We start from the raw sequence: 20,999 nt of genomic DNA, 5'->3' as shown, positions 1-20,999 counted from the left end.
TTAGGCGCTAATCAAGCTGGCGAGTTCGGTCATGGAATCAATGACCGCATCCGGCGAATAATTACGAATGTCTTCGCCGTGATTGTAGCCATAGGTCATGCAAATGATTTGGAAACCTGCCGCTCGTGCCGCTTTCACATCAGACTTGGAATCGCCGATCATCATCGAGTCTTCCGGTTTTACACCCAGCTTTTCGGCAGCGTGTAGCAAAGGCATCGGGTGCGGTTTCTTTTCTGGCAAAGAATCCCCGCTGACAATGATTTCAAAGCGGTCAATAATTCCCAGATCGGTCAGCAAGGGCAGGGTGAATTGCTCGGCTTTATTGGTGACACAGCCAATCTTCAAACCTGAACAGCTTTGCAGAAAATCCAGCCCTTCCAGCACGCCATCGTACAAGCGGCTGCGTTTCGAGGTGTTTTCCGCGTACAGTTCCATGAAAATTGGCATGGCACGCGCAAACAATTCTGCGTCAGGGTAGCCCTCCAAATCGTTGGTCAAGGCGCGTTCTACCAAACGTTGCACCCCGTTTCCGACCCATTGGCGCACCATCGCTTCGCCGCGTGCTGGCATACCTAACTGCTGCATCATTTCATCGACACAAAACGTCAGATCGGGAACGCTGTCAACCAGCGTCCCGTCCACGTCGATCAATACCATTTTCGGTTTGAACATGGGGATTTAAACCTTTGCTGCTGCCAGTTCCTTACGGAATTCAGCCAGAACAGTGTTGTAATGGTTCGGGTCAGCTTTGTTAGCCACGTTGAAAATCGCAGAACCTGCCACGAATGCATCCGCACCGGCTTCCTTGATTTCGCGAATATTGCCCGGTTTAACGCCGCCATCGACTTCCAAACGAATATCCAGACCGGAATCGTCAATCATCTTGCGTACTTGGCGCAATTTGGTCAGCGTGGAGGGGATGAAACTCTGACCACCAAAGCCGGGGTTGACCGACATCAGCAGGATCATGTCCACCTTGTCCATCAAATATTCCAAGATATTCAGCGGTGTAGCCGGGTTGAATACCAGACCTGCTTTGCAGCCTTCGTTGCGGATCAGTTGCAGGGTGCGGTCAACGTGTTCAGACGCTTCCGGGTGGAAGGTGATGTAAGACGCGCCCGCTTTGGCGAAGTCAGGAATAATGCGGTCAACCGGCTTAACCATCAAATGCACATCAATCGGTGCGGTTACGCCGTGCTTGCGCAGCGCTTCGCATACCAAAGGACCAATGGTTAGGTTAGGAACATAATGGTTATCCATTACGTCGAAATGCACAATGTCCGCACCGGAAGCTAAGACGTTAACCACTTCTTCACCCAGACGGGCAAAGTCAGCAGACAGGATGGATGGTGCAATGAAATCGGCTTGACGTGCCATAACTATTCTCCTCAAAACGTGGCGATCAAAAAGGCAAAAGTGCTGCCACTTTACCGGAAAGGCTGTGCTAATACAGCCCTTCCGAGGGAGATAGGTTTTCAGAGTGTGGAATAACTCACGCCCAGTGAATACAGATCCGCATCGGTTTCGTAAGCGGAGTCGGCACCAATATTGAGCATGTGCTCCCATTCGCCGCGCAGGTGTAGATTGCTGTTGAGTTGGAATTGTGCACCGCCGCCTACCAGAATGCTGGTGCCGCTGTTTTCCGTTGCTTCGGTTTGGCTGCCGGAGGTTTTGCTGGTCTTGCTTTCCCATGCCATCGCTCCCGCTTTGCCAAACGCCTCTAGCTGCGGGGAAATTGGCACGTAACCCACCCCGGTCACGACACTGCCGGTGGTGCTGTTGCTTAATTTCGCGGTGCTGCCACCCGTTGTGCCATTCATATTGCTATCGCCGAGGTCGTAATAACCGATTTCGGCTCCCAACATCGGGTTAAAGCGTGCGCCACCAAAGGCTTTCCACGCAAACGCTTGATTATCGCATTCGCCGCTGAAAAACGGGTCATTGCAGGTATCACCCTGTTTAGCGCTGCCCGCACTGCCGCCGACATACAATTTGGGGCCATTGCTAAAATCACTGCCCATTATGGAATCACCCGCTTGCACATTGCTAATTAAACCGATGCACAAGCACCATGCCAATTGACGTTTCATCCTGTTGCCTCGTGTTTAAAAGGTGGAAAAAACCGCACCGACGCTCAATAAGCTCGCATCAGCTTCGTAATCGGTATCAGCAGCGGTGCCAAGCACCCGTTCATATTCGCCGCGCAATGACAAATTAGGGTTAAGCTTAACTTGTGCGCCAGCCCCCAATAACATGCTAACGCCGCTGTTGGTGCTGGTGGTATCCAGTTCAGCATCTTCGGCGACGGTTTTGCTGCCATTTTGTTTCCAAAAGGCGGCGCCGACTTTGCCCAGTAATTCCGTGCGTGGCGCAACCGGAACGTAGCCTACGCCCGCAACATAACTGGCGGAGAGTTCGCTCTGGAGTTCACTCTCGTAAATACCGGCACGCCCTGCGGTACCTTTTGCAGTATTTTCGCCCAGATCCATGTAACCAAGTTCCACGCCCATGGTTGGCAGGGACGATGCAGGCATGACACCGGCTGGCGTTGCCCATAATTCGCTCGGATTTTGATTAGGATCAGCGCGTAAACCGACAAAGGCTTTGCGCCCGGTATCACCGTCTTTGCAGTCAGTGGTGTCGGTTGCGCAAGCGCCATCATGACTGCTTAGACCTGCACTCAAACCGCCGTATAGTGAAACATTGGATGGTGCGCCGTAGCCTTCCAGACCGCCCGCATGGACACTATTAGCCAATAGCGCCAAGCCTGCTACTGAGCAGGAAAGTAAAATTTTCATACAAGCCCCTTTCTGTATGCCCTCTACGTAAGAGGGAATTATTATAACGATGAGAAAATAAAGCCAAGACTCAGCAAGTCAATGTCATTGGCATGAGCAGCGGTGTCGCCCACGTCTTTAAAGCGTTCCCATTCGGCACGCACGCCCATGTTGTCACCGAGGTTGTAGTCGGCACCCACCCCGACCAATACATCAGTGCCGGTATTGTCTACCGTGCCGCTGCTATCGGTTTGTTCCAATGTCCAGCGTGCAATGCCCGCTTTGCCGAACAGTTCGATTTGGTCATTCATGGGGATGCCCGCGACGGCAGCGGTGGTGAAAGCGCTGGCTTGTTGGCTAATGTTGCCCGTGGTAGCCGTGCCGCTTTGTTTGCCAAAATCGACATAGCCTGCTTCCAGCACGATATTGTCATTCATGCGCACCCCGGCGAAGGCTTTCCAGCTTTTATCGCCGTTGTCACAGTCGCTAAGTGGATCGCAAAACCCATCGGTGGTGGTCGTGCCGATGCTTGCGCCTAAATAATTAGGGGCTTTGGCGTTGGAATTCATGCCAATGGGTGACATCGGTTTGATTTTGGAAAAAGGTGAGCTGTTGTCTGCCATCGCAGCACTGCTCAGTACACTGAATAGGCACACGGCAAGCGCGGCAGTGTTGGAAATCGTCATGTGTGTAGCCCCGATATTATTATTTTGCTGGGTAGCTTTTATCACGACTGTAAATGACTGGCAGGCAAGCTGCCAGTATTAACCGATAATCGGCGTTTGGGGCTTAGCGCAGTTGGGCTTTGAGCGCAGCAGCGCGTTCCGGGAAGTTCAGCTCTAATACCCGCAGGTTGTCGGCGGCTAAATCCGGTTTGCCGAGATTGTGAGCGGCTTTGACCTTGATTTCCAATGCATCCGCAATCGCGGGTGAGCCTTGGTAGTGTTTTACCGCGTATTCCGCACGATTGAATGCCGCCAGCCATGCGCCGCGTGTCATGTAGTATTGCGCCACATTCAACTCGGATTGTGCCAAACTGTTGCGCAAGTGCTTGATGCGTTCTTGGGCATCCGGGGCGTATTTGCTACCGGGGTGGCGCGTCAGCAGGTGTGAAAAGTCTTGGAACGATTCTTTCTGCCGTACTGTGTCCAAATCGGCAATGCTACGTGGGAATAATTTATCCACGATGCTGTGCCCACGGTTAAAGTTTACCAAGCCGCGCAAATACAGGGCATAATCCGCATCTTCGCTGCTAGGGTTCATGCGCAGGAAGCGGTCAATCGCATCCAAAGCAGAATCCGGCTCATCGAACTTGTAGTACGCATAAGCGGTTTCCAATTGCGCTTGTTGTGCGAAACGCCCCAAGGGGTAACGCGCTTCCAGTGACTCGTACAGGCCAATGGCGCGTTCGTAGTCGCCTGCGTTCATTGCTTCACGCGCAGTGGTATAAATTTTATTGGCTGACCAACCTTCCGTAAGGTCTTTTTCGGTCTGGGAAAAGATCGAGCAGCCGCTGGTCGCCGCCGACATAACCAATACACTTGCCAGATAAACGCTGGCACGTCGTCTTTTTGTATTTATCGACATTTGCTTAACAACACATGATGATAGAATGAGTTTGCAAGTATAGCGTATTCAACCGGATTAAGAATGCCCCTAAATCAACAGATCGTCAGCATAGTTCCACTCAATATGGAAGGTCAGCGCCTGGATCAGGCTGTTGCTACTTTATGCCCCCAATATTCGCGCAGCCAGATTCAGAAATGGATCAAAGCCGGTTGCGTGCGCGTCGATGATAAAATCCTCAAACCCAAGGAGCGCTTAATAGGCGGCGAGGAAATTTCCATAGAGACCGTTCACGAGCCACAAACCGAATTCGAGCCGGAAGACATTCCGCTCAATATCGTCTACGAAGATGATGACATTATCATTATCAACAAACCCGCTGGGCTGGTCGTCCACCCCGGTGCAGGCAATTGGTCGGGTACGCTGGTCAATGGCTTATTGCACCATGACCGTTCGCTGGAAATGTTGCCGCGAGCGGGGATTGTGCATCGCCTCGACAAAGACACCACGGGTTTGATGGTCGTCGCCAAAACCTTGGATGCGCACAGCAAACTGGTCGAACAGTTGCAGGAGCGTGATGTCAGCCGCGAATACCTCGCGCTGGTATCCGCGCAAGTGGTGGCGGGGACAACGATTGAGGGCAATATCGGGCGTCACCACATCGACCGCAAGCGCCAAGCGGTGCACGATGGCGGCAAGGAAGCGATTACGCATTACCGGGTGGAAGAGCGTTTCCCGCATCACACCTTATTGCGCGTGTCGCTGGAAACGGGGCGTACTCACCAAATCCGCGTGCATCTGAGCTGGAAGCACATGCCGATTGTGGGCGATCAAACTTACGGCGGGCGTCCGCGTGTGCCTGCGGGGGTGAAGGAAGAATTGCGCACGGCGATTCAGACGTTCCCGCGTCAGGCGTTGCACGCGACCCGTTTGGGGTTGACGCATCCGGCAACGGGTGAGGCGATGGCGTGGGAAGTGCCTGTGCCTGAAGACATGGAAGCGTTGTTGGAGTTGTTTCGCGCATCGGTAATTGTTGTGCCATAATCCTTACAGTCTCTCGCGCGTTTCAGGAGCTACACCGACTACCGAGGCAACAATGTGGGATTTCGGGTATTGCGTTCAGCCAGTCCGCCCCTGCTGCCAGAGTCCGGCTGCCTACGGTCAGGCGGAGCGTGCGTTAGGGTGTCCATGACCCTTTTTTGGGCATTAAGCAGCACGCTTGAGATGCAGCTTGATGTCCAAATCATCCCAAGGCACAAAAACACTGCCTTCGTCACTGAGTTCAATCAAGCCATTTTCCCGCAAACGCTGCACATCACTGTGGACATTGCTGTAGTCACGCTTGAGCAATTCAGCCAGTTTTTTGATGGAAAGCATCCCTTCTTTTGCCAGCCGGTTCACCAGTTCCCAGCGTTTGGGGGTCAGGTTGGAAAGCAATTGTTCCATGCTGCTAAAAACGAGTTTGTTAGGTTCAGCCAATGCTTTGCCTTGGTCAAGCCGTTGGGCATCCGCCAACATTTGCTGCATGGCGGCTTCAGGGTCTAGCACGGTAATGATCAGCGTATTATTCGTCATCGGATACCTCTTTGGCTCTGTGTGCCTGTACGTCCGCAAGAAAATCGCGGGTTAATTGTTCAAGGCTGACAAACACATACGGGTATTCACGGTCTTCAATGTGTTTGTGGTCGCCCTTGCCCGCTTCATTATCGTAACCCACCAAGCGTTCACCGCTCTTGCCGTAGTAGTAACGGTATTTGTAGCCATGTGGTCTTTCCCGTGTTGGATGTGGCAGTCTCCAGACCACATACTCAAGAATGGCATCGTCGGGATAACGCATCTTGAAGTAGCTGAGCCGCTCTGCTTTGGATTGCTTTTGTTTCATGGTAGCAGAATAACATATGTGATCAAAATACCATGATGGTTTACGATGAACGGCTCAGATGTAACCGTACAATTGCAGTATTAGGGGCTACTCACAATGTTTGTTATTCTTGATCACATCAAGATTTTAGCGGAGCCGCGTAACAACACATGATCCCGAACCCGAACCGTACCCTGAGCGCAGCCGAAGGGTGGCTTACTCCCGCGTGGCCAGCCCCCGCCAACATCCGTGCCGTTTGCACCACCCGTCACGGCGGCGTAAGCGCAGCACCGTTTGACAGCCTCAACCTCGGCGATCACGTCGGCGACAATCCCTACGCCGTTGCCCGCAACCGCATGATTGTCGGCGATACTCTACAACTGCCTTCCGAACCCTTGTGGCTCAAGCAAGTCCACGGTGTCGATGTCTGCGGGATGGACATGGGTGAATGCTACCCAACCGGCGATGCCTCCACCGCGTTCGGCAAAGGGCAAGTGTGCGTCATTATGACCGCCGATTGCTTACCCGTGCTGTTCTGCGACAACGCAGGGACGCGGGTTGCCGCCGCTCATGCCGGATGGCGCGGGCTGGAAGCCGGTGTATTGGAACGCACGGTCGAATCTCTGCAATGCCCGCCTGCCGATGTGCTGGCGTGGCTAGGGCCTGCCATTGGGCCGACGGCGTTTGAAGTTGGCGCAGAAGTCCGTGAGGTTTTCATGCAGCACGACTCCGCCGCCGCCAACGCCTTTCAACCGTCCGGCAATGACGGCAAGTGGTTGGCAGACATCTACCGGCTGGCGCGACAACGTTTGAATGCGGTTGGGGTTCACGCCATTTTCGGCGGCGACCTCTGCACGTACACGGATGCAGAACGCTTTTTTTCCTACCGCCGCGACGGGCAAACCGGGCGCATGGCTTCCCTGATTTGGATGGCTGAATGACCGCGCCCCAACTGGCAGTGCGCAACCTCAGCGTGCGTTTCCGGCTCAAAACGGGACAGACCTTGCAGGCACTCACCGACGTTTCGTTTAGCGTGCCAGCAGGCGAAACCTTGGGGATTGTCGGCGAATCAGGCTGCGGCAAATCCACGCTTGCCCGCACTATCTTGCAATTGGTGACACCCACGCAAGGCACGGTCGAATGGCAAGGTAACACGCTGAATCCGCAAGATAAAGCCAGCATGAAAGCCTATCGGCGGGCGGTGCAATGTATTTTTCAAGACCCGTTAGATGCGCTGAATCCGCGTATGACAGTGGGGGAGTGTGTGCAAGAACCGCTCCTTGCCTTGCGCCCGGAATTGGGTAAAGCGGCAATTCGTCAACGTGCGGCTGATTTGCTGCAAGCGGTAGGCTTGGAGAGTGGGATGCACAACCGTTACCCGCACGAATTTTCCGGTGGGCAATGCCAGCGGATTGGGATTGCGCGGGCATTGAGTGTCGAACCGCAATTAATCGTGTGCGATGAGCCGGTGAGTGCGCTGGATGTGTCGATTCAAGGGCAAATTGTGAAACTGCTGGCGGATTTGCGGCGTGAGCGTCACCTGACGTTGCTATTTATTTCGCACGATTTGCGGGTGATCAGGACTTTGAGTCAGCGCGTGTTGGTGTTGTATCTGGGGCGAATGATGGAAGTCGCTGATACCGCGCGTTTGTATGCTGCGCCCTTGCACCCCTATACGCGCCTGTTGTTGGCGGCAATTCCGTTGACTGACCCACAGCAGGAACGGGCGCGATTGGCACAGATTCGCGTGGGGGCAGGGGAGTTGCCTTCGCCGTTGAATCCGCCGTCGGGGTGTGTGTTTCATACGCGCTGCCCACAGGCAGAGGCGAAGTGTCGGGCGCAAGTGCCAGCGTTGCGGGAGGTGACGCAAGGCAGATGGGTGGCGTGTCATTTTCAGGATTCCGACCAATAGCATAGTCACTCGTCAGAAGTTGGCTGTCTCAGTAAATGCGCTGTGGCAAAGTGTACTGGTTGAGCTTATCAACACAATAGTTATAAAAATTCATTGATAATGAGAGATCGACCATGAAAAAAACACTTGCCATCACCTCTTTGCTGTTTTCTTTGTTTGTATCGCCAGTAGTGTTGGCGGAAACCGTTAACATCAACACCGCAGACGCGGCTGCGTTGGATACACTCGACGGTATTGGTGAAAAAAAGGCCGAAGCGATTGTGGCCTACCGCACCGAACACGGTGAATTCAAGACCTTGGAAGACCTGAAAGAAGTCTCCGGTATTGGTGATAAACTGTTCGATAAAATCAAGGATCAGGTTGCGTTGACGGATGCCGATGCTGCTACAACCGACAAAACGGCAAAAACAACGGATGCAGCTAAAACCGATGCGCCAAAAGCTGACAAAGCGGAAACGGCTGCCGAAAAAACCGATGCTAAAGCGGATAAAACCGCTGTTAAAGACGAAAAAGCCGAAGCTGCTGATAAAGTTACTGCAAAAGCTGATAAATCCTAAGCGATTTTGTTACCCTACGTCAGGCGCAAGTGTTATTTGCGCCTGACGATTAATGAGGGCGAACATGCAACAAATGACGAAACATATTTTGGTGACGGGTGGCGCGGGTTACATTGGTTCACATACGTGTATTGAGCTGCTTGCCGCCGGTTTTCAGGTGGTGGTGTTGGATAATCTGTGTAACAGCTCCCTCGAAGCGTTACGCCGTGCAGCAGCACTGGCTGGGATTGATAGCATTCCTTTTTTTGAGGGCGATATTCGTGATGCGGCGCTGCTGGGGCGCATTTTTAACGAGTATCCGATTGACAGCGTGATTCACTTCGCCGGATTGAAAGCGGTGGGTGAATCGGTCGAAAAGCCGCTGGCGTATTACGATAATAATGTCGCAGGCACGGTGACACTGTTACAAGCGATGCAACAACACGGCGTGAAAAACATTGTGTTCAGCTCTTCGGCCACGGTGTATGGCGACCCGCATACCACCCCTATTCAGGAAAATTTCCCCTTGTCTGCGACGAACCCTTACGGGCGTTCCAAGTTAATGATTGAGGAAATTCTCGGCGATCTTTACAAGGCTGATCCTGAGTGGAAAATTGGCTTGCTGCGTTATTTCAATCCGGTGGGAGCGCACAGCAGCGGGCAAATTGGTGAAGACCCGCAAGGTGTTCCCAATAATCTGATGCCTTACATTGCACGGGTAGCGGTCGGTCAATACGAGCATCTGTCAGTGTTCGGTGGCGATTACCCGACGCATGACGGCACGGGGGTGCGCGATTACATCCATGTGGTGGATTTGGCGAAAGGGCATGTGAAAGCCTTGGAAGCTTTCCAGCGTGGTGACGTACCGAATTTATTGATCGTGAATCTCGGTACTGGGCAGGGCTATTCGGTATTGGATATGGTCAAAGCCTTCAGTGCTGCCAGCGAGCGCGAGGTGCCTTACCGTATTGTGGCGCGGCGGGCGGGCGATATTGCGAGTTGTTACGCTGACCCAGCGTTAGCAGAACAGTTGCTTCACTGGAAGGCTGAAAAGAATTTGGTGGATATGTGTCGGGATACTTGGCATTGGCAAAGCACTAACCCGCGTGGTTATCATTAAATCTTGTGTGTTATAAATTTCGATAGCCGCCGCTGATTTGGGCTATATTCCTGTTGTCTGTGGATTGCTTACGTTCATTCAGAATGCATTAGCGTAAGCGCCGCAGGAAATTTATCATTTGGTTTAGTGCTTATTAGCAAGGCTAACCCCTTATCCCACTTAATTGTTAAAAATATTACCAGGGAGATTTTTCATGACAATGACTTGGAAATTACTGTTTCCTCTCTTGGCGGCGTTGACGTTGGCAGCTTGTTCCAACAATGCGCCGCAACACACCGCGTTACCGGGTTCTACTACGAGTGTGGCAGAAGCGAGTTTGCCAACCGGCACGTCGGGCAGTGACCGCATTGCACCGCAAGATTTACTGGAAATTGATGTATTCAAAGTACCCGATTTGTCCAAAGAAGTGCGTGTCGATGACAACGGCAATATCACGCTGGCACTGATTGGTACGGTGCGGGCGGAAGGTTTATCCGCCAGCCAATTGGAAAAGCAGATTGCGACCCGTTTGGAAAAAGACTACATGCACAACCCGCAAGTGAATGTGCTGGTGAAAGAAGCGACTGCCAGCAAAATCACGGTGTCTGGTGCGGTGAATAAACCCGGTGTTTACTCACTAGCGGGTGATACTTCCGTGACTCAAGCAATTGCGTTGGCAGAAGGTTTAAACCGTTTGGCAATCAAGGACAATGTGACCGTTTTCCGCAACGGCAAACCGTATACGGTACGTTTGGAAGACGTGAATCAAGGTAAAATCGCCGACCCGATTGTGATGGCGGGCGACAAGATTCAAGTGCATTCTTCTTCGACCAAAGAAGCGATCCAAGACTACGGCGGTGTGGGTGGCTTGCTGTCACCGTTCGGCTTGTTGCGTTAATTCGTGCGGATGGTTTGAAAAAAGGCGGCCTGAGGGTCGCCTTTTGTTTGGGGTTAGTTTTGTGGATTTTTAACCGTTTTGTGCAAGTACGTGAGGATTTCTTCACGCGCTTCGGTTAATACCGAATCCCGATCCAATGATTCCAGAATGCGTTCTACCGTGAGTTTGGGGCCGACTTCGCCCCATGATTTGCCGTTTGCCAGCCATTCTTCGGCAACCCGCCCAACGACTAAGGTACTGTACCAAGCGACTGCGCCTTGTGCTGCGCCGGTGATAATCGTAGAAATCCCACCCGTGCCCAATTTCATGGCGGAAGAGACCAGATGCACTGCCCAGACGGTTCCGGCGAGTAACAACATTTGCCCCAGTATGGTACGGATCAAATCGCTGGCTTCATTGCGCGAAATGGGTAAGCCGTACAGTTTCGAGAGGTGAATGATCATGCTGGCATCAATCGCGGCGGCTGCCAGCAAATCCGCCACCGGAATCGGGTTGAATGCCACTGCCACGCCTTTGCCGATGCAATACAAATTAATGGTTTTTTCGCCGAGTTCGCGTTTAATGGCCAGAATGCGTTGCCCGACTTCTTTGCTGAGATGTCCGGCAAACAAGGTGGCGTTGAGGGCGGCAAGGGTTTTGCCTTCGGCTTCGATAATGTCCCACAAACGGGTTTTGAGGGCGCTGATATTCACCGGACGTTCGCGGATGCCTTCGATTTCTTCGCCGTGCTCATCCACGTAAATAATGGTTTGGCGGCTGGCTTGTGCGGTGGTGAAAATCAGGTTTTCCGGGGCAATCACGCCTTGGGTGCGGGTACGCAGAATGCTGCGCAATTGCTGCTGCTCTTTTTCGGTGTAACGGTCGGCTTTGTTCACGATCAACAGGGTAGGTCGGTGCGAACTGGTCACGGTTTTAAGCGCTTGGAATTCCACGTCGGTTAAATCGCCGTCCACCACGAATAACACCAAATCGGCGCGGCTGGCGACTTCGTGCGCCATTTTTTCGCGGGATTCGCCGTCGATTTCGTTAATGCCGGGGGTGTCGATGAGGAAAATACCGCCATCGCTGTATTCTTGCCATTGCTGCATGTTGACGTTGCGGGTTTCGCCATGCAAGACGCTGACGCTAAACACCGACTGCCCCAGTAAGGCATTCAGTAAGGAGGATTTCCCCACACTGACCCGCCCAAAGACGGCAATGTGGACATGCCCGTGTTCCAGCTTGTCGAGCATTCCGCGCACTTGAGTGTAGTCATTGCGTAAGCTTTCGCGCACATCATCGGGGATGCGCGAGTCGTCAAGCAATTGCCGCAAGCTTTCGGTGGCCAGTTGCAAGTGCGTGTCGCCACTGCTCGGTGGCGGCGTGTCCGCAATGACGGTGACAGCGGTGTTGGTTTCTTCTTCCTTACTTGCCCCGATACTGTTCAATAACCAATCTGGCAAATGTTTTTGTACGTTCTTCCAGATTTCCACTGAGCATCTCCTGAAATGTTGCGGCGGCGGGCGCGGCGTTGAGTGCGCCACGTTGTTCGAGGGTGTGCGCGACGGATTTGCCGAGCGCGTCAAAAATTAGCCCATAAGCGACGGCATGTACCAAACCGCCCGCGACCGTGCCAACACCGGGGAAGGCTTTTAAGCCATTTCCGGCGACGGCGAGCAGCAGCGGGATGCTTTTTCCCAACTTCCCTTGCGTAAAATTTAGGAATTGGTCGATGTCGAGTTGGCTGACCGGGCTGTCATACAGTTTACAGAGTTCTTGTACCATGCGCGTGCCGATTACACCCTGAATCACCAGATCCGTACCGGGGCTGACGGAAGCCAATGCGCCCAGTATGGCTTTGTGGGTGGAACTGCGCACGATTTTTTCCGCTTGGGTGCGCCGGTAATCTTCACGGGTGGTGTCGAGTTTTTCCTGCACGAGATTCAAGACGCTGGTATCGCGTTGTTGTGTCAGGCTTTCCAGACGTTGGTCGATTTCGGTTTGCAAGTGCGTGGCGAGGGCGGAAATATCGGTTTTGCGGGGGCGTTGTATGGTTTCTTCACGCCCGTCGGGGTAGACGCGCACAATTTCTTCCGTACCACCGGATTGGATGAATAGCACTTCTGGCGGTAAGACGCCTTTCACGGAGTGGGCGTCGAAGCGTGTACGGATGCGTGTGGCAAGTTGTACCTGTTCTGCGGCGGTGTATTGGTCGCGCTTGTTGATGGCAATTAATAACGGTTTGCCGAAAGCAGCTAATTCTTGCAGGTCTTGAAATTGGGTGCGGCTCAGATCGGAATCGGTCACGTACACCACAATGTGCGCCCGAATTGCTTCATCGCGAGCGGCGGCATCGAGTGTGCCTTCGGCTTCATTGCGCCCCGGTAAATCAGTGAGCAACAGGTGATCGCCTGCTAGGGTTTGCCAAGTGTATTCGCGAATCTCGCGGGTTGAACCGCCGCGCAGGTTGATCTCCACCCCCGCATCCGGTAACAGGGCTTTGATAATGGACGATTTGCCGGTACTAATGTCGCCGAAAAAGGCAATGTGCACGTTTCCGGCCGTCCTGCGCTCGTGTAATTCAGCGATTTCGATTTCTAATGTTGCGGTATTCATGCCCGCTGCCTTGATTTGCGCAATGTCTTGGGCAAGCGAAGCTTCGGTGACAGGTTTGGGGGCAGGGCGCTTGAGTGCTGCGCTTGAACGCCCACCCGATAACAATTTCACGATGAGCCAGCCGCTAAAGAGCACGACCGCTGCGATTACCGTGCTGTAGGTATAAAACAGCCAGGTGGGAAGTAATAGCAGCCTGTCCCATAAATCGAGGAAATTTTTGGTGGCAAAAAACAGGAACAGCAAAAACAGCAGCGTCATTAATAAGATGCCGCCTGCCAGTAGCCAGCGTAAGCGTCGGGTAATTTTCATGGGTGGTCGAGTTCTTCCAATTCCTTCAGTTAGCGAGGATATTATCCATTGAATCTGTGCGTGTGGGAAATATAATGGATGACACCCCGCCACGCTAGGCAATTTACGCTAGGAGTAGCCATTGAACCGACCTCCGATCCTCACCCTGAGCAATGTCAGCAAACGCTTTGCCGCTCAGGAAGTGCTTTCTGAATTTAACCTCACTATCCACGACGGCGAATTTTTCACGATTTTAGGCCCATCGGGTTGCGGTAAAACCACGGTATTGCGTCTGATTGCGGGGTTTGAGCAGCCGAATGCGGGGCAAATTCTGCTAAATGATGACGATATTGCCGGAATACCAGCGGAAAAGCGTCCGGTGAATACCGTTTTCCAGAGTTATGCGCTGTTTCCGCATTTAAGCGTGTTCGACAATGTGGCGTTTGGTTTGAAAATGGCAAACGTGGATCCGCAGGATATTGCGGTGCGCGTGGCGGATGCGCTGGCAATTGTGCGCTTGTCCGAGTTTGCGACGCGCAAACCGCATCAGCTTTCGGGCGGGCAAAAGCAGCGCGTGGCGATTGCGCGAGCGGTGGTGAATCGTCCGAAAATTTTATTGCTGGATGAATCACTTAGCGCACTCGATTATAAGTTACGTCAACAAATGCAGCTAGAACTCAAGCAGTTGCAACGTCAGTTGGGGATTACCTTTGTGTACGTCACCCACGATCAGGAGGAAGCGTTGTCGATGTCTGACCGGATTTTGGTCATGCACAACGGGCAAGCGCAGCAAGTCGGTACACCCCGCGAAATTTACGAAGCGCCACTCAACTTGTTTGTGGCGCAATTCATTGGTGAAATCAACGTGTTTGACGGCGAAATCACCCATGCGTTGGGCGAATACCAGTACCAAGCCATGATTAATGGCGTAGAACGGGAAATTCGCGGCAATCACCGTTTTGCGGTGGGTGATAAGGTGCATGTGATGTTGCGCCCGGAAGATTTGCGCATCGACTGTCGCCCGGAAGTGGCTGAACGTAAAGGTTTCCCCGGTGTGGTGTTGGAGCGCAATTACACCGGACAAACCCTGAATTCGCATATTTTGCTGGAAAACGGGCAGACGGTGATGGCGCATGAGTTTTTCGACGAAGATGACCCCGATTTCGATTACAGCATTAATCAAAAAGTGGGGGTGGACTGGGTTCCGGGTTGGGAGCATGTGATTCCGGCGGAAAGGGCGGGTAAGTCATGAATCTGTTGAATTTCAGGCAGTTTGCCATTGTGCTAACGCTGGTGTGGTTGGGTTTGTTTGTGCTGGTTCCGCACGTATTGGTGTTGTTGACCAGTGTGATGTCGCCGGATGCGCAGCATTTGGCGGTATGGCCACTGACTTTGAATTCGTGGGAACGGCTATTCGAGCCAGTGTATGCAGAGGTATTTTGGCGCAGTTTGTGGCTGTCGACGTTGACCACGCTGATTTGCTTGGGGTTGGGGTATCCGTTTGCGTACTTGTTGGCGAAATTGCCGACGGTGTGGCGCGGGGTATTGCTGTTTTTGATGATTGTGCCGTTTTGGACGAATAGCCTGATTCGGACTTACGCTATCAAATTGATTTTAGGTAATAAAGGCATTGTGAACAGCACCTTGATGAGCATGGGGCTGATTGATGAGCCGTTGCAATTGTTGTACACGCCGTTTGCGGTGGTGTTTGGTTTGGTTTACGTGTTGCTGCCGTTTATGGTGTTGCCGTTGGTGTCGAGTTTCGGCAAGTTGGATGGAACTTTGTTGGAGGCGGCGCAAGATTTGGGCGCGAGTTTTTGGGCACGGTTTCGGTTGATTATTGTGCCGCTGACCATGCCGGGAATTATTGCGGGTAGCTTGATGGTGTTTTTGCCTGCGATGGGCATGTTTTACGTGGCGGACTTGCTGGGTGGCGCGAAAAACTTATTGCTGGGGAATATTATTAAAAATCAGTTTTTGGTGGTGCGCGATTGGCCGTTTGGGGCAGCGTTTAGCGTGGCGTTGATTGTGCTTATGGCGGGTTTATTGTGGTTGTATGTGTTGGCAAATCGGCGCATTAATCGGCAAGGGGGGTTGGATGATGAAGGTCTTTAAGTGGGGTTTTATGGCGGCGATTTTCGCTTATCTGTATTTACCTATCGTCATTCTGGTCATCAATTCCTTCAACGCCTCCAAATACGGCTACGAATGGCAAGGCTTCACGTGGAAATGGTATGGCAAGTTATTTGAAAATGAAGCACTTACCCAAGCTTTTTTGAATTCCTTGCTAGTGGCAAGTCTGGCGGCAACCGCTGCCACGTTCATCGGGACGCTAATGGCATTGGCGTTACACCGCTACCGTTTTCCCTTGAAAGCGATTGCCAGCGGCTTATTATTTATCGTGATGATGTCGCCGGATATTGTGTTGGCGATTACCTTTCTGGTGATTTTTATTGCGCTGGGGATTCAATTGGGTTTCTGGTCGTTGCTAATTGCGCACATTACGTTTTGCCTGCCGTTTGTGGTGATTACGGTGTATGCGCAGCTCAAAGGCTTTGATAAATATTTGTTGGAAGCCGCGCAAGACTTGGGCGCAAGTGAAGGACGTATTTTTCGGTTGATCATTTTGCCCTTGGTATTTCCGGCAATTGTGGCTGGGTGGTTATTAAGCTTTACCCTGTCGCTTGATGATGTAATCATCAGTTCATTCGTGACGGGGCCTAGCTTTGAAATTTTACCGATTCGGGTGTTTTCAATGGTAAAAGTTGGGGTGTCACCCGAAGTGAACGTATTAGCGACCTTGTTACTGGCGATTTCGCTGGGTCTGGTCACGTTATCTACTTTATTGCTCAGGAGAAAACACTGAAATGAAATCAACCTCCCTGTTCGCAACCTTGCTGCTGCTGGCGGCAACCACGCTGCACGCTGAAGAAAAACTTGTGGTGTATAACTGGGCAGAGTACATCCCCGAAACCGCGCTGGAAGAATTCGAGAAAGAAACCGGCATCAAGGTCGAGTATTCCACCTACGAAAATAACGAGGTGATGTATTCCAAATTGAAGCTGCAACAGGGTAAAGGTTACGACATTGTAGTGCCATCCAGTTATTTGGTGGCGAAAATGAGTCGCGAAGGTTTGTTGCAAAAACTCGATAAAACCAAGCTGACTAACCTGAAAAATTTGTCACCGGACTTGCTGGATAAGCCCTATGACCCCGGCAACGAATACAGCATTCCTTACCTGTGGGGCAGCACCGGCATTGGCGTAAACGGTAAAGAAATCGACTCCTCGACCATCACCTCGTGGGCAGATTTGTGGGATGAGAAGTGGAAGGGCAAGTTATTGTTGACCGATGATGTGCGCGAAGTCTTCCACATGGCGCTGAAAAAGAACGGCTTTTCCACCAATTCCACTAACCCGGATGAAATCAAAATCGCCTACGAAGACCTGCAAAAGCTAATGCCGAATGTGTTGGTCTTCAATGCGGATGCACCCCGTGAACCGTTTTTGGCAGGTGATGTGAATCTCGGCATGATCTGGAGCGGCGAAGTCACAATGGCGCAGCAGGAAAATCCCGACATTGAATACATTTTCCCGAAAGAAGGCGCAGGTTTTTGGGTGGACAGTTTTGTGATTCCGGCAGGTGCCAGTAATGCCGATAACGCCCACAAATTCATCGACTACATGTTACGCCCCGAAGTCGGGCAGCAAGTGGTAGAAGAGCTGGGCTACAGCACCCCGAATATCGCGGTAAAAGAATTGTTGGATGAAGACACCAGCAGCAACCCGGTGATTTTCCCTAAAGCAGAAGACGTTGCCAAGGGCGAGTTCCAGAACGACATTGGCGACGCCATGAAGTTGTATGACGGGTACTGGGAAAAATTGAAGACGGGGAAGTAAGCAATCTCTTAGCCCCTCGCCCCTTGCGGGAGAGGGGTTGGGGTGAGGGGTTTCTTTAATTCTCGACCGCTTTAAACGCCGCATCCAGCGTTTGCCAAGTATTCACGAAATGGCAAAATAAATCCGCTGTCTTTTCAGCATCATACACGGCTGAGTGTGCGGAGTCCGCATCCCAGCCCATGCCTGCGGCTTGCGAAAGACGTGCCAACACGGTCTGCCCGTACATCACCGCACCCAGCGAAACCGTATCCAAAGTGCTGAACGGGTGGAACGGGTTGCGGGTGGCTTTGATGCGTTCAGAGGCGGCATGGATAAAATTCAAGTCGAACGGCGCGTTATGTCCCACCAAAATGGCGCGGTTGCAGCGGTTGACCTTCACTTCTTTGCGGATCACTTTGAAAAATTCTTCCATCGCTTTCGGCTCAGGTACTGCCATGCGCAGTGGGCTGAAGGGCTTGATGCCGTTCACTTCCAGCGATTTGGGATCCATATTGGCATTGGGAAAAGGTTCGATGTGCCAATTAAAGGTGCGGTGGCGGGATAGCTCACCTTTTTCGTCGATGCGCAACACCACGGCTGCCAATTCTAGCAACGCATCCTTGCGGCAATCAAAGCCACCCGTTTCTACATCCACGACCACGGGGAGAAAGCCACGGAAACGTCCGGCAATGGGAATTATATCTATATCATCTGTCATAACGAGAGCTTAACGGAACTGATAGAAAATGCCTACAAAAGATTTTACAAATTATTTGAATCTCATAAGTATTTGAAAATTAAACTTTAATTTTTTGTGTGAACTTTTTCTTCAAAAGTGTGTCGGTCTGTGCTATCTTTCTTGTCCATCTGGAGTGTTCATGCCATTTGGCTTACCAGATTTACTGCTGGAAGAAAGAGGATGAAAAATGAATAAATCATTACAAGATGTTGATTCTCAGGAAACTCACGAATGGATTGAGTCACTTGAGGCTGTCATCGAAGCCGAAGGTGTGGAACGTGCGCACTTTCTATTGCAAGAGATGATTGCGACTGCCCGTCAAAACGGTGCGAATCTGCCGTATTCAGCCAATACTGCTTACATTAATACGATTCCCCCGCACAAAGAAAGCCACACCCCTGGCAAACCCGCGATTGAGGCACGCCTGCGCTCCTACATTCGCTGGAATGCGGCAGCCATGGTGGTACGCGCCAACCGCGAAAGCCCCGAATTGGGCGGGCATATTGCCACCTTCGCCTCTGCCGCGACCTTGTACGACGTGGGCATGAACCATTTCTGGCACGCGCCTTCCCCGCAACACGGCGGCGACTTGCTGTATATCCAGGGTCACGCTGCACCGGGGATGTATGCGCGTTCCTTCCTTGAGGGGCGTTTTACCGAAGAAGACCTTGATGGTTTCCGCCAGGAAGTCGATGGCGGCGGCTTGTCGTCTTACCCGCACCCGTGGTTGATGCCGGATTATTGGCAGTTCCCCACCGTTTCAATGGGCTTGGGGCCGATTAAGTCGATCTACCAAGCGCGTTTCATGAAATACCTGCAAGACCGCAAGTTGGCAGAAACCGCTAATCGTAAGGTGTGGGCATTTGTCGGCGACGGTGAAACCGATGAGCCGGAAACCCTCGGCGCGATTTCCCTCGGCGGGCGCGAAAAACTCGACAATCTGGTGTGGGTGGTCAACTGCAACCTGCAACGCTTGGACGGCCCGGTGCGCGGCAACGGCAAAATCGTGCAGGAACTCGAAGCGGTATTCCGTGGCGCAGGTTGGAATGTGATCAAAGTGCTGTGGGGTTCGTATTGGGATCCACTCCTCGCTAAAGACAAAGACGGCATTCTCAAAGATCGCATGATGGAAGCTGTCGATGGTGAATACCAAAATTACAAATCCAAAGATGGCGCGTATATCCGCGAAAATTTCTTCGGCAAATACCCAGAGCTGAAAGAAATGGTTGCGAAAATGAGCGACGCAGACATTTGGCGTTTAAACCGTGGCGGTCATGATCCGCACAAAGTTTACGCTGCTTACCACGCTGCCGTGAATCATACCGGGCAACCGACCGTTATCTTGGCGCATACCGTCAAAGGTTACGGGATGGGTTCAGCGGGTGAAGGCCAGAACCGCACGCACTCGCAGAAAAAGCTTTCCGGCGATGAAATGATTGCCTACAAAAACCGTTTCAATATCCCGTTGAGTGATGCGGATGCGGCAGAAGCCAAATATTACCGCCCTGACCCCAACGGCGAAGAAATGCAGTACATGCTGGAACGCCGCAAAGCCTTGGGTGGTTTCTTGCCACAACGCCAAACGCACGCGACCCCGCTGAAAGTGCCGGATATTTCGATTTTCCAACCGCTACTGGAAAGCACCGGCGACCGTGAAATGTCTACCACGATGGTGTTCGTGCGCTTGCTGACATTGTTGGCGCGTGACAAAAACATGGGGCGCAATGTTGTGCCGATTGTGCCGGATGAGGCGCGTACTTTCGGGATGGAAGGCATGTTCCGCCAGATGGGGATTTATTCCTCGGTCGGGCAATTGTACGAGCCGCAGGATAAAGATCAGGTCATGTTCTACAAAGAAGACAAGACTGGGCAAATTCTGGAAGAGGGCATTAACGAAGCGGGCGCGTTTTCCTCATGGATTGCGGCGGCAACGGCATACAGCACCCACGGTGTGAATATGGTGCCGTTCTATATTTATTATTCGATGTTTGGTTTCCAGCGGATTGGGGATTTGGCCTGGGCAGCAGGCGATTGCCGCGCACGGGGTTTCCTGATCGGCGGCACGGCGGGGCGCACTACGCTGGCGGGTGAGGGGTTGCAGCATCAGGATGGGCATGGCTTGATTCAGGCGGCGTTGATTCCGAATTGCATTTCTTACGACCCAACCTTTTCGTATGAATTGGCGGTTATCGTGCAAAACGGCATGAAACGCATGTACCAAGATCAGGAAGATGTGTATTACTACATCACCACGATGAACGAAAACTACACGCATCCTGCCATGCCAGCCGGTTGTGAAGACGGCATTGTCAAAGGCATGTACTTGTTCAGTGGCGGCGGCAAAAAGCGCAAAAAAGTGCAACTGATGGGTTCAGGCACGATCTTGCGCGAAGTGATCGCCGCAGCAGAAATGCTCGATAAGGAATGGGGCGTGGATGCGAATGTGTGGAGCGTGACCAGTTTCAACGAGTTGGCGCGGGAAGCGCGTGATTGTGACCGCTGGAATATGTTGCACCCGCTGGATGACGCGAAAGTGCCGTATGTGACGCAAGCCGTGAAAGGTCAACGTGGCCCCGCAATTGCCGCCACCGACTACATCCGTCAATACCCTGACCAGATTCGTGCATGGCTGCCAATGCCATTCACAGTGCTGGGGACAGACGGTTTTGGGCGTAGCGATACCCGTGCGCAACTGCGTAAACATTTCGAGGTGAACCGTCATTACATCGTAATTGCTGCACTGAAAGCGTTGGTGGATGAAAAATCCCTGCCAGCCGCTGATCTGGTAAAAGCGATGGAAAAATACGGCATCAACCCTGAAAAACCTAACCCACGTCTGGCATAAGGAGA

The 20,999-nt window shown here is 52.3% G+C and carries 22 protein-coding genes; 11 read left to right on the top strand and 11 right to left on the bottom strand.

The genetic code is table 11. From position 1 onward, the window contains the following. From L3K52_15090 to L3K52_15065, 6 genes are all read right to left on the bottom strand, one after another. Positions 1 to 672, bottom strand: a complete 672-nt coding sequence (locus tag L3K52_15090; GenBank protein UOG91505.1) for a phosphoglycolate phosphatase — start codon at positions 670 to 672, stop codon at positions 1 to 3. 6 nt (positions 673 to 678) lie between these two features. Continuing rightward, positions 679 to 1,377, bottom strand: coding sequence for a ribulose-phosphate 3-epimerase (gene rpe, locus L3K52_15085; protein ID UOG91504.1), 699 nt, complete (start codon positions 1,375 to 1,377; stop codon positions 679 to 681). A 98-nt stretch (positions 1,378 to 1,475) separates the two neighbouring features. Continuing rightward, a complete protein-coding gene (locus L3K52_15080) occupies positions 1,476 to 2,090 on the bottom strand; it encodes an outer membrane beta-barrel protein (GenBank protein ID UOG91503.1) in 615 nt (204 codons plus the stop codon). A 15-nt stretch (positions 2,091 to 2,105) separates the two neighbouring features. After that, on the bottom strand, positions 2,106 to 2,798 hold the full coding sequence (locus L3K52_15075; GenBank protein UOG91502.1) for an outer membrane beta-barrel protein: 693 nt from the start codon (positions 2,796 to 2,798) through the stop codon (positions 2,106 to 2,108). Between the two features lie 41 nt (positions 2,799 to 2,839). Next, positions 2,840 to 3,463, bottom strand: a complete 624-nt coding sequence (locus L3K52_15070) for an outer membrane beta-barrel protein (protein ID UOG91501.1) — start codon at positions 3,461 to 3,463, stop codon at positions 2,840 to 2,842. A 103-nt stretch (positions 3,464 to 3,566) separates the two neighbouring features. Beyond that, positions 3,567 to 4,364 carry an outer membrane protein assembly factor BamD gene (locus tag L3K52_15065; protein UOG91500.1) on the bottom strand — a complete coding sequence of 266 codons (798 nt, stop codon included), beginning with the start codon at positions 4,362 to 4,364 and terminating at the stop codon, positions 3,567 to 3,569. A gap of 63 nt (positions 4,365 to 4,427) precedes the next feature. Between L3K52_15065 and rluD the strand changes: the two genes are divergently transcribed. Next, positions 4,428 to 5,387 carry a 23S rRNA pseudouridine(1911/1915/1917) synthase RluD gene (gene rluD / locus L3K52_15060; GenBank protein UOG91499.1) on the top strand — a complete coding sequence of 320 codons (960 nt, stop codon included), beginning with the start codon at positions 4,428 to 4,430 and terminating at the stop codon, positions 5,385 to 5,387. Between the two features lie 162 nt (positions 5,388 to 5,549). On the opposite strand, the gene L3K52_15055 is transcribed toward rluD, so the two are convergent. Both L3K52_15055 and L3K52_15050 read right to left on the bottom strand, forming a co-directional pair. Beyond that, entirely contained in the window at positions 5,550 to 5,918 is a 369-nt protein-coding gene (locus L3K52_15055) for a hypothetical protein (GenBank protein UOG91498.1), read from the bottom strand. Then, a complete protein-coding gene (locus L3K52_15050; protein ID UOG91497.1) occupies positions 5,908 to 6,225 on the bottom strand; it encodes a DUF6516 family protein in 318 nt (105 codons plus the stop codon). The genes L3K52_15055 and L3K52_15050 overlap by 11 nt, the downstream gene beginning before the upstream one ends. Positions 6,226 to 6,374: 149 nt before the next feature. Between L3K52_15050 and pgeF the strand changes: the two genes are divergently transcribed. The 5 genes from pgeF to L3K52_15025 all read left to right on the top strand — a co-directional run bounded on the left by pgeF (position 6,375) and on the right by L3K52_15025 (position 10,649). After that, positions 6,375 to 7,145 (top strand): peptidoglycan editing factor PgeF, encoded by a 771-nt coding sequence (pgeF, locus tag L3K52_15045; protein UOG91496.1) that lies wholly within the window; start codon positions 6,375 to 6,377, stop codon positions 7,143 to 7,145. Next, a complete protein-coding gene (locus L3K52_15040; GenBank protein UOG91495.1) occupies positions 7,142 to 8,116 on the top strand; it encodes an ATP-binding cassette domain-containing protein in 975 nt (324 codons plus the stop codon). Before pgeF ends, L3K52_15040 begins: the two co-directional genes overlap by 4 nt. A gap of 113 nt (positions 8,117 to 8,229) precedes the next feature. Then, complete coding sequence (locus L3K52_15035) at positions 8,230 to 8,673, top strand: helix-hairpin-helix domain-containing protein (GenBank protein UOG91494.1); 444 nt, start codon at positions 8,230 to 8,232, stop codon at positions 8,671 to 8,673. Between the two features lie 73 nt (positions 8,674 to 8,746). Continuing rightward, the gene (gene galE, locus L3K52_15030; GenBank protein ID UOG94021.1) at positions 8,747 to 9,772 is read left to right on the top strand and encodes a UDP-glucose 4-epimerase GalE; all 1,026 of its coding nucleotides are present in this window, start codon (positions 8,747 to 8,749) and stop codon (positions 9,770 to 9,772) included. Positions 9,773 to 9,965: 193 nt separating this feature from the next. Further along, entirely contained in the window at positions 9,966 to 10,649 is a 684-nt protein-coding gene (locus L3K52_15025) for a polysaccharide export protein (protein UOG91493.1), read from the top strand. Between the two features lie 53 nt (positions 10,650 to 10,702). On the opposite strand, the gene L3K52_15020 is transcribed toward L3K52_15025, so the two are convergent. Continuing rightward, positions 10,703 to 12,121 (bottom strand): GTP-binding protein, encoded by a 1,419-nt coding sequence (locus tag L3K52_15020; GenBank protein ID UOG91492.1) that lies wholly within the window; start codon positions 12,119 to 12,121, stop codon positions 10,703 to 10,705. Then, complete coding sequence (locus L3K52_15015) at positions 12,054 to 13,553, bottom strand: 50S ribosome-binding GTPase (GenBank protein ID UOG91491.1); 1,500 nt, start codon at positions 13,551 to 13,553, stop codon at positions 12,054 to 12,056. The genes L3K52_15020 and L3K52_15015 overlap by 68 nt, the downstream gene beginning before the upstream one ends. A 181-nt stretch (positions 13,554 to 13,734) precedes the next feature. Between L3K52_15015 and potA the strand changes: the two genes are divergently transcribed. Genes potA through L3K52_14995 form a run of 4 tightly spaced genes read left to right on the top strand, consistent with a single transcriptional unit; the run spans position 13,735 to position 17,431 of the window. Continuing rightward, positions 13,735 to 14,784 carry a spermidine/putrescine ABC transporter ATP-binding protein PotA gene (gene potA, locus L3K52_15010; protein ID UOG94020.1) on the top strand — a complete coding sequence of 350 codons (1,050 nt, stop codon included), beginning with the start codon at positions 13,735 to 13,737 and terminating at the stop codon, positions 14,782 to 14,784. Then, entirely contained in the window at positions 14,781 to 15,647 is an 867-nt protein-coding gene (potB, locus tag L3K52_15005; GenBank protein ID UOG91490.1) for a spermidine/putrescine ABC transporter permease PotB, read from the top strand. Before potA ends, potB begins: the two co-directional genes overlap by 4 nt. Beyond that, entirely contained in the window at positions 15,631 to 16,398 is a 768-nt protein-coding gene (gene potC / locus L3K52_15000) for a spermidine/putrescine ABC transporter permease PotC (protein ID UOG91489.1), read from the top strand. Before potB ends, potC begins: the two co-directional genes overlap by 17 nt. Before the next feature lies 1 nt (position 16,399). Next, positions 16,400 to 17,431 carry an extracellular solute-binding protein gene (locus tag L3K52_14995; protein UOG91488.1) on the top strand — a complete coding sequence of 344 codons (1,032 nt, stop codon included), beginning with the start codon at positions 16,400 to 16,402 and terminating at the stop codon, positions 17,429 to 17,431. A 55-nt stretch (positions 17,432 to 17,486) separates the two neighbouring features. Here the strand turns inward: L3K52_14995 and rnt are convergent, their stop codons facing one another. After that, positions 17,487 to 18,128 (bottom strand): ribonuclease T, encoded by a 642-nt coding sequence (gene rnt, locus L3K52_14990; protein ID UOG91487.1) that lies wholly within the window; start codon positions 18,126 to 18,128, stop codon positions 17,487 to 17,489. A gap of 208 nt (positions 18,129 to 18,336) precedes the next feature. Here rnt and aceE point away from each other — a divergent pair, with 208 nt between their 5' ends. Next, positions 18,337 to 20,994, top strand: a complete 2,658-nt coding sequence (gene aceE / locus L3K52_14985; protein ID UOG91486.1) for a pyruvate dehydrogenase (acetyl-transferring), homodimeric type — start codon at positions 18,337 to 18,339, stop codon at positions 20,992 to 20,994. Positions 20,995 to 20,999 lie beyond the last annotated feature (5 nt).

Origin of the sequence: Candidatus Thiothrix sulfatifontis (assembly GCA_022828425.1) — a bacterium.
GTDB classification, from domain to species: Bacteria; Pseudomonadota; Gammaproteobacteria; order Thiotrichales; family Thiotrichaceae; genus Thiothrix; species Thiothrix sulfatifontis.
The sequence above is the reverse complement of the archived record's forward strand: the minus strand, read 5'-3'. Positions and strand labels throughout refer to the sequence as shown.

Bases quoted from the DNA above. Each gene is read 5' to 3' on its own strand.
- L3K52_15090 (UOG91505.1), bottom strand. From the start codon at position 672: ATGTTCAAACCGAAAATGGTATTGATCGACGTGGACGGGACGCTGGTT.
- rpe (UOG91504.1), bottom strand. From the start codon at position 1,377: ATGGCACGTCAAGCCGATTTCATTGCACCATCCATCCTGTCTGCTGAC.
- L3K52_15080 (UOG91503.1), bottom strand. From the start codon at position 2,090: ATGAAACGTCAATTGGCATGGTGCTTGTGCATCGGTTTAATTAGCAAT.
- L3K52_15075 (UOG91502.1), bottom strand. From the start codon at position 2,798: ATGAAAATTTTACTTTCCTGCTCAGTAGCAGGCTTGGCGCTATTGGCT.
- L3K52_15070 (UOG91501.1), bottom strand. From the start codon at position 3,463: ATGACGATTTCCAACACTGCCGCGCTTGCCGTGTGCCTATTCAGTGTA.
- L3K52_15065 (UOG91500.1), bottom strand. From the start codon at position 4,364: ATGTCGATAAATACAAAAAGACGACGTGCCAGCGTTTATCTGGCAAGT.
- rluD (UOG91499.1), top strand. From the start codon at position 4,428: ATGCCCCTAAATCAACAGATCGTCAGCATAGTTCCACTCAATATGGAA.
- L3K52_15055 (UOG91498.1), bottom strand. From the start codon at position 5,918: ATGACGAATAATACGCTGATCATTACCGTGCTAGACCCTGAAGCCGCC.
- L3K52_15050 (UOG91497.1), bottom strand. From the start codon at position 6,225: ATGAAACAAAAGCAATCCAAAGCAGAGCGGCTCAGCTACTTCAAGATG.
- pgeF (UOG91496.1), top strand. From the start codon at position 6,375: ATGATCCCGAACCCGAACCGTACCCTGAGCGCAGCCGAAGGGTGGCTT.
- L3K52_15040 (UOG91495.1), top strand. From the start codon at position 7,142: ATGACCGCGCCCCAACTGGCAGTGCGCAACCTCAGCGTGCGTTTCCGG.
- L3K52_15035 (UOG91494.1), top strand. From the start codon at position 8,230: ATGAAAAAAACACTTGCCATCACCTCTTTGCTGTTTTCTTTGTTTGTA.
- galE (UOG94021.1), top strand. From the start codon at position 8,747: ATGACGAAACATATTTTGGTGACGGGTGGCGCGGGTTACATTGGTTCA.
- L3K52_15025 (UOG91493.1), top strand. From the start codon at position 9,966: ATGACAATGACTTGGAAATTACTGTTTCCTCTCTTGGCGGCGTTGACG.
- L3K52_15015 (UOG91491.1), bottom strand. From the start codon at position 13,553: ATGAAAATTACCCGACGCTTACGCTGGCTACTGGCAGGCGGCATCTTA.
- potB (UOG91490.1), top strand. From the start codon at position 14,781: ATGAATCTGTTGAATTTCAGGCAGTTTGCCATTGTGCTAACGCTGGTG.
- potC (UOG91489.1), top strand. From the start codon at position 15,631: ATGATGAAGGTCTTTAAGTGGGGTTTTATGGCGGCGATTTTCGCTTAT.
- L3K52_14995 (UOG91488.1), top strand. From the start codon at position 16,400: ATGAAATCAACCTCCCTGTTCGCAACCTTGCTGCTGCTGGCGGCAACC.
- rnt (UOG91487.1), bottom strand. From the start codon at position 18,128: ATGACAGATGATATAGATATAATTCCCATTGCCGGACGTTTCCGTGGC.
- aceE (UOG91486.1), top strand. From the start codon at position 18,337: ATGAATAAATCATTACAAGATGTTGATTCTCAGGAAACTCACGAATGG.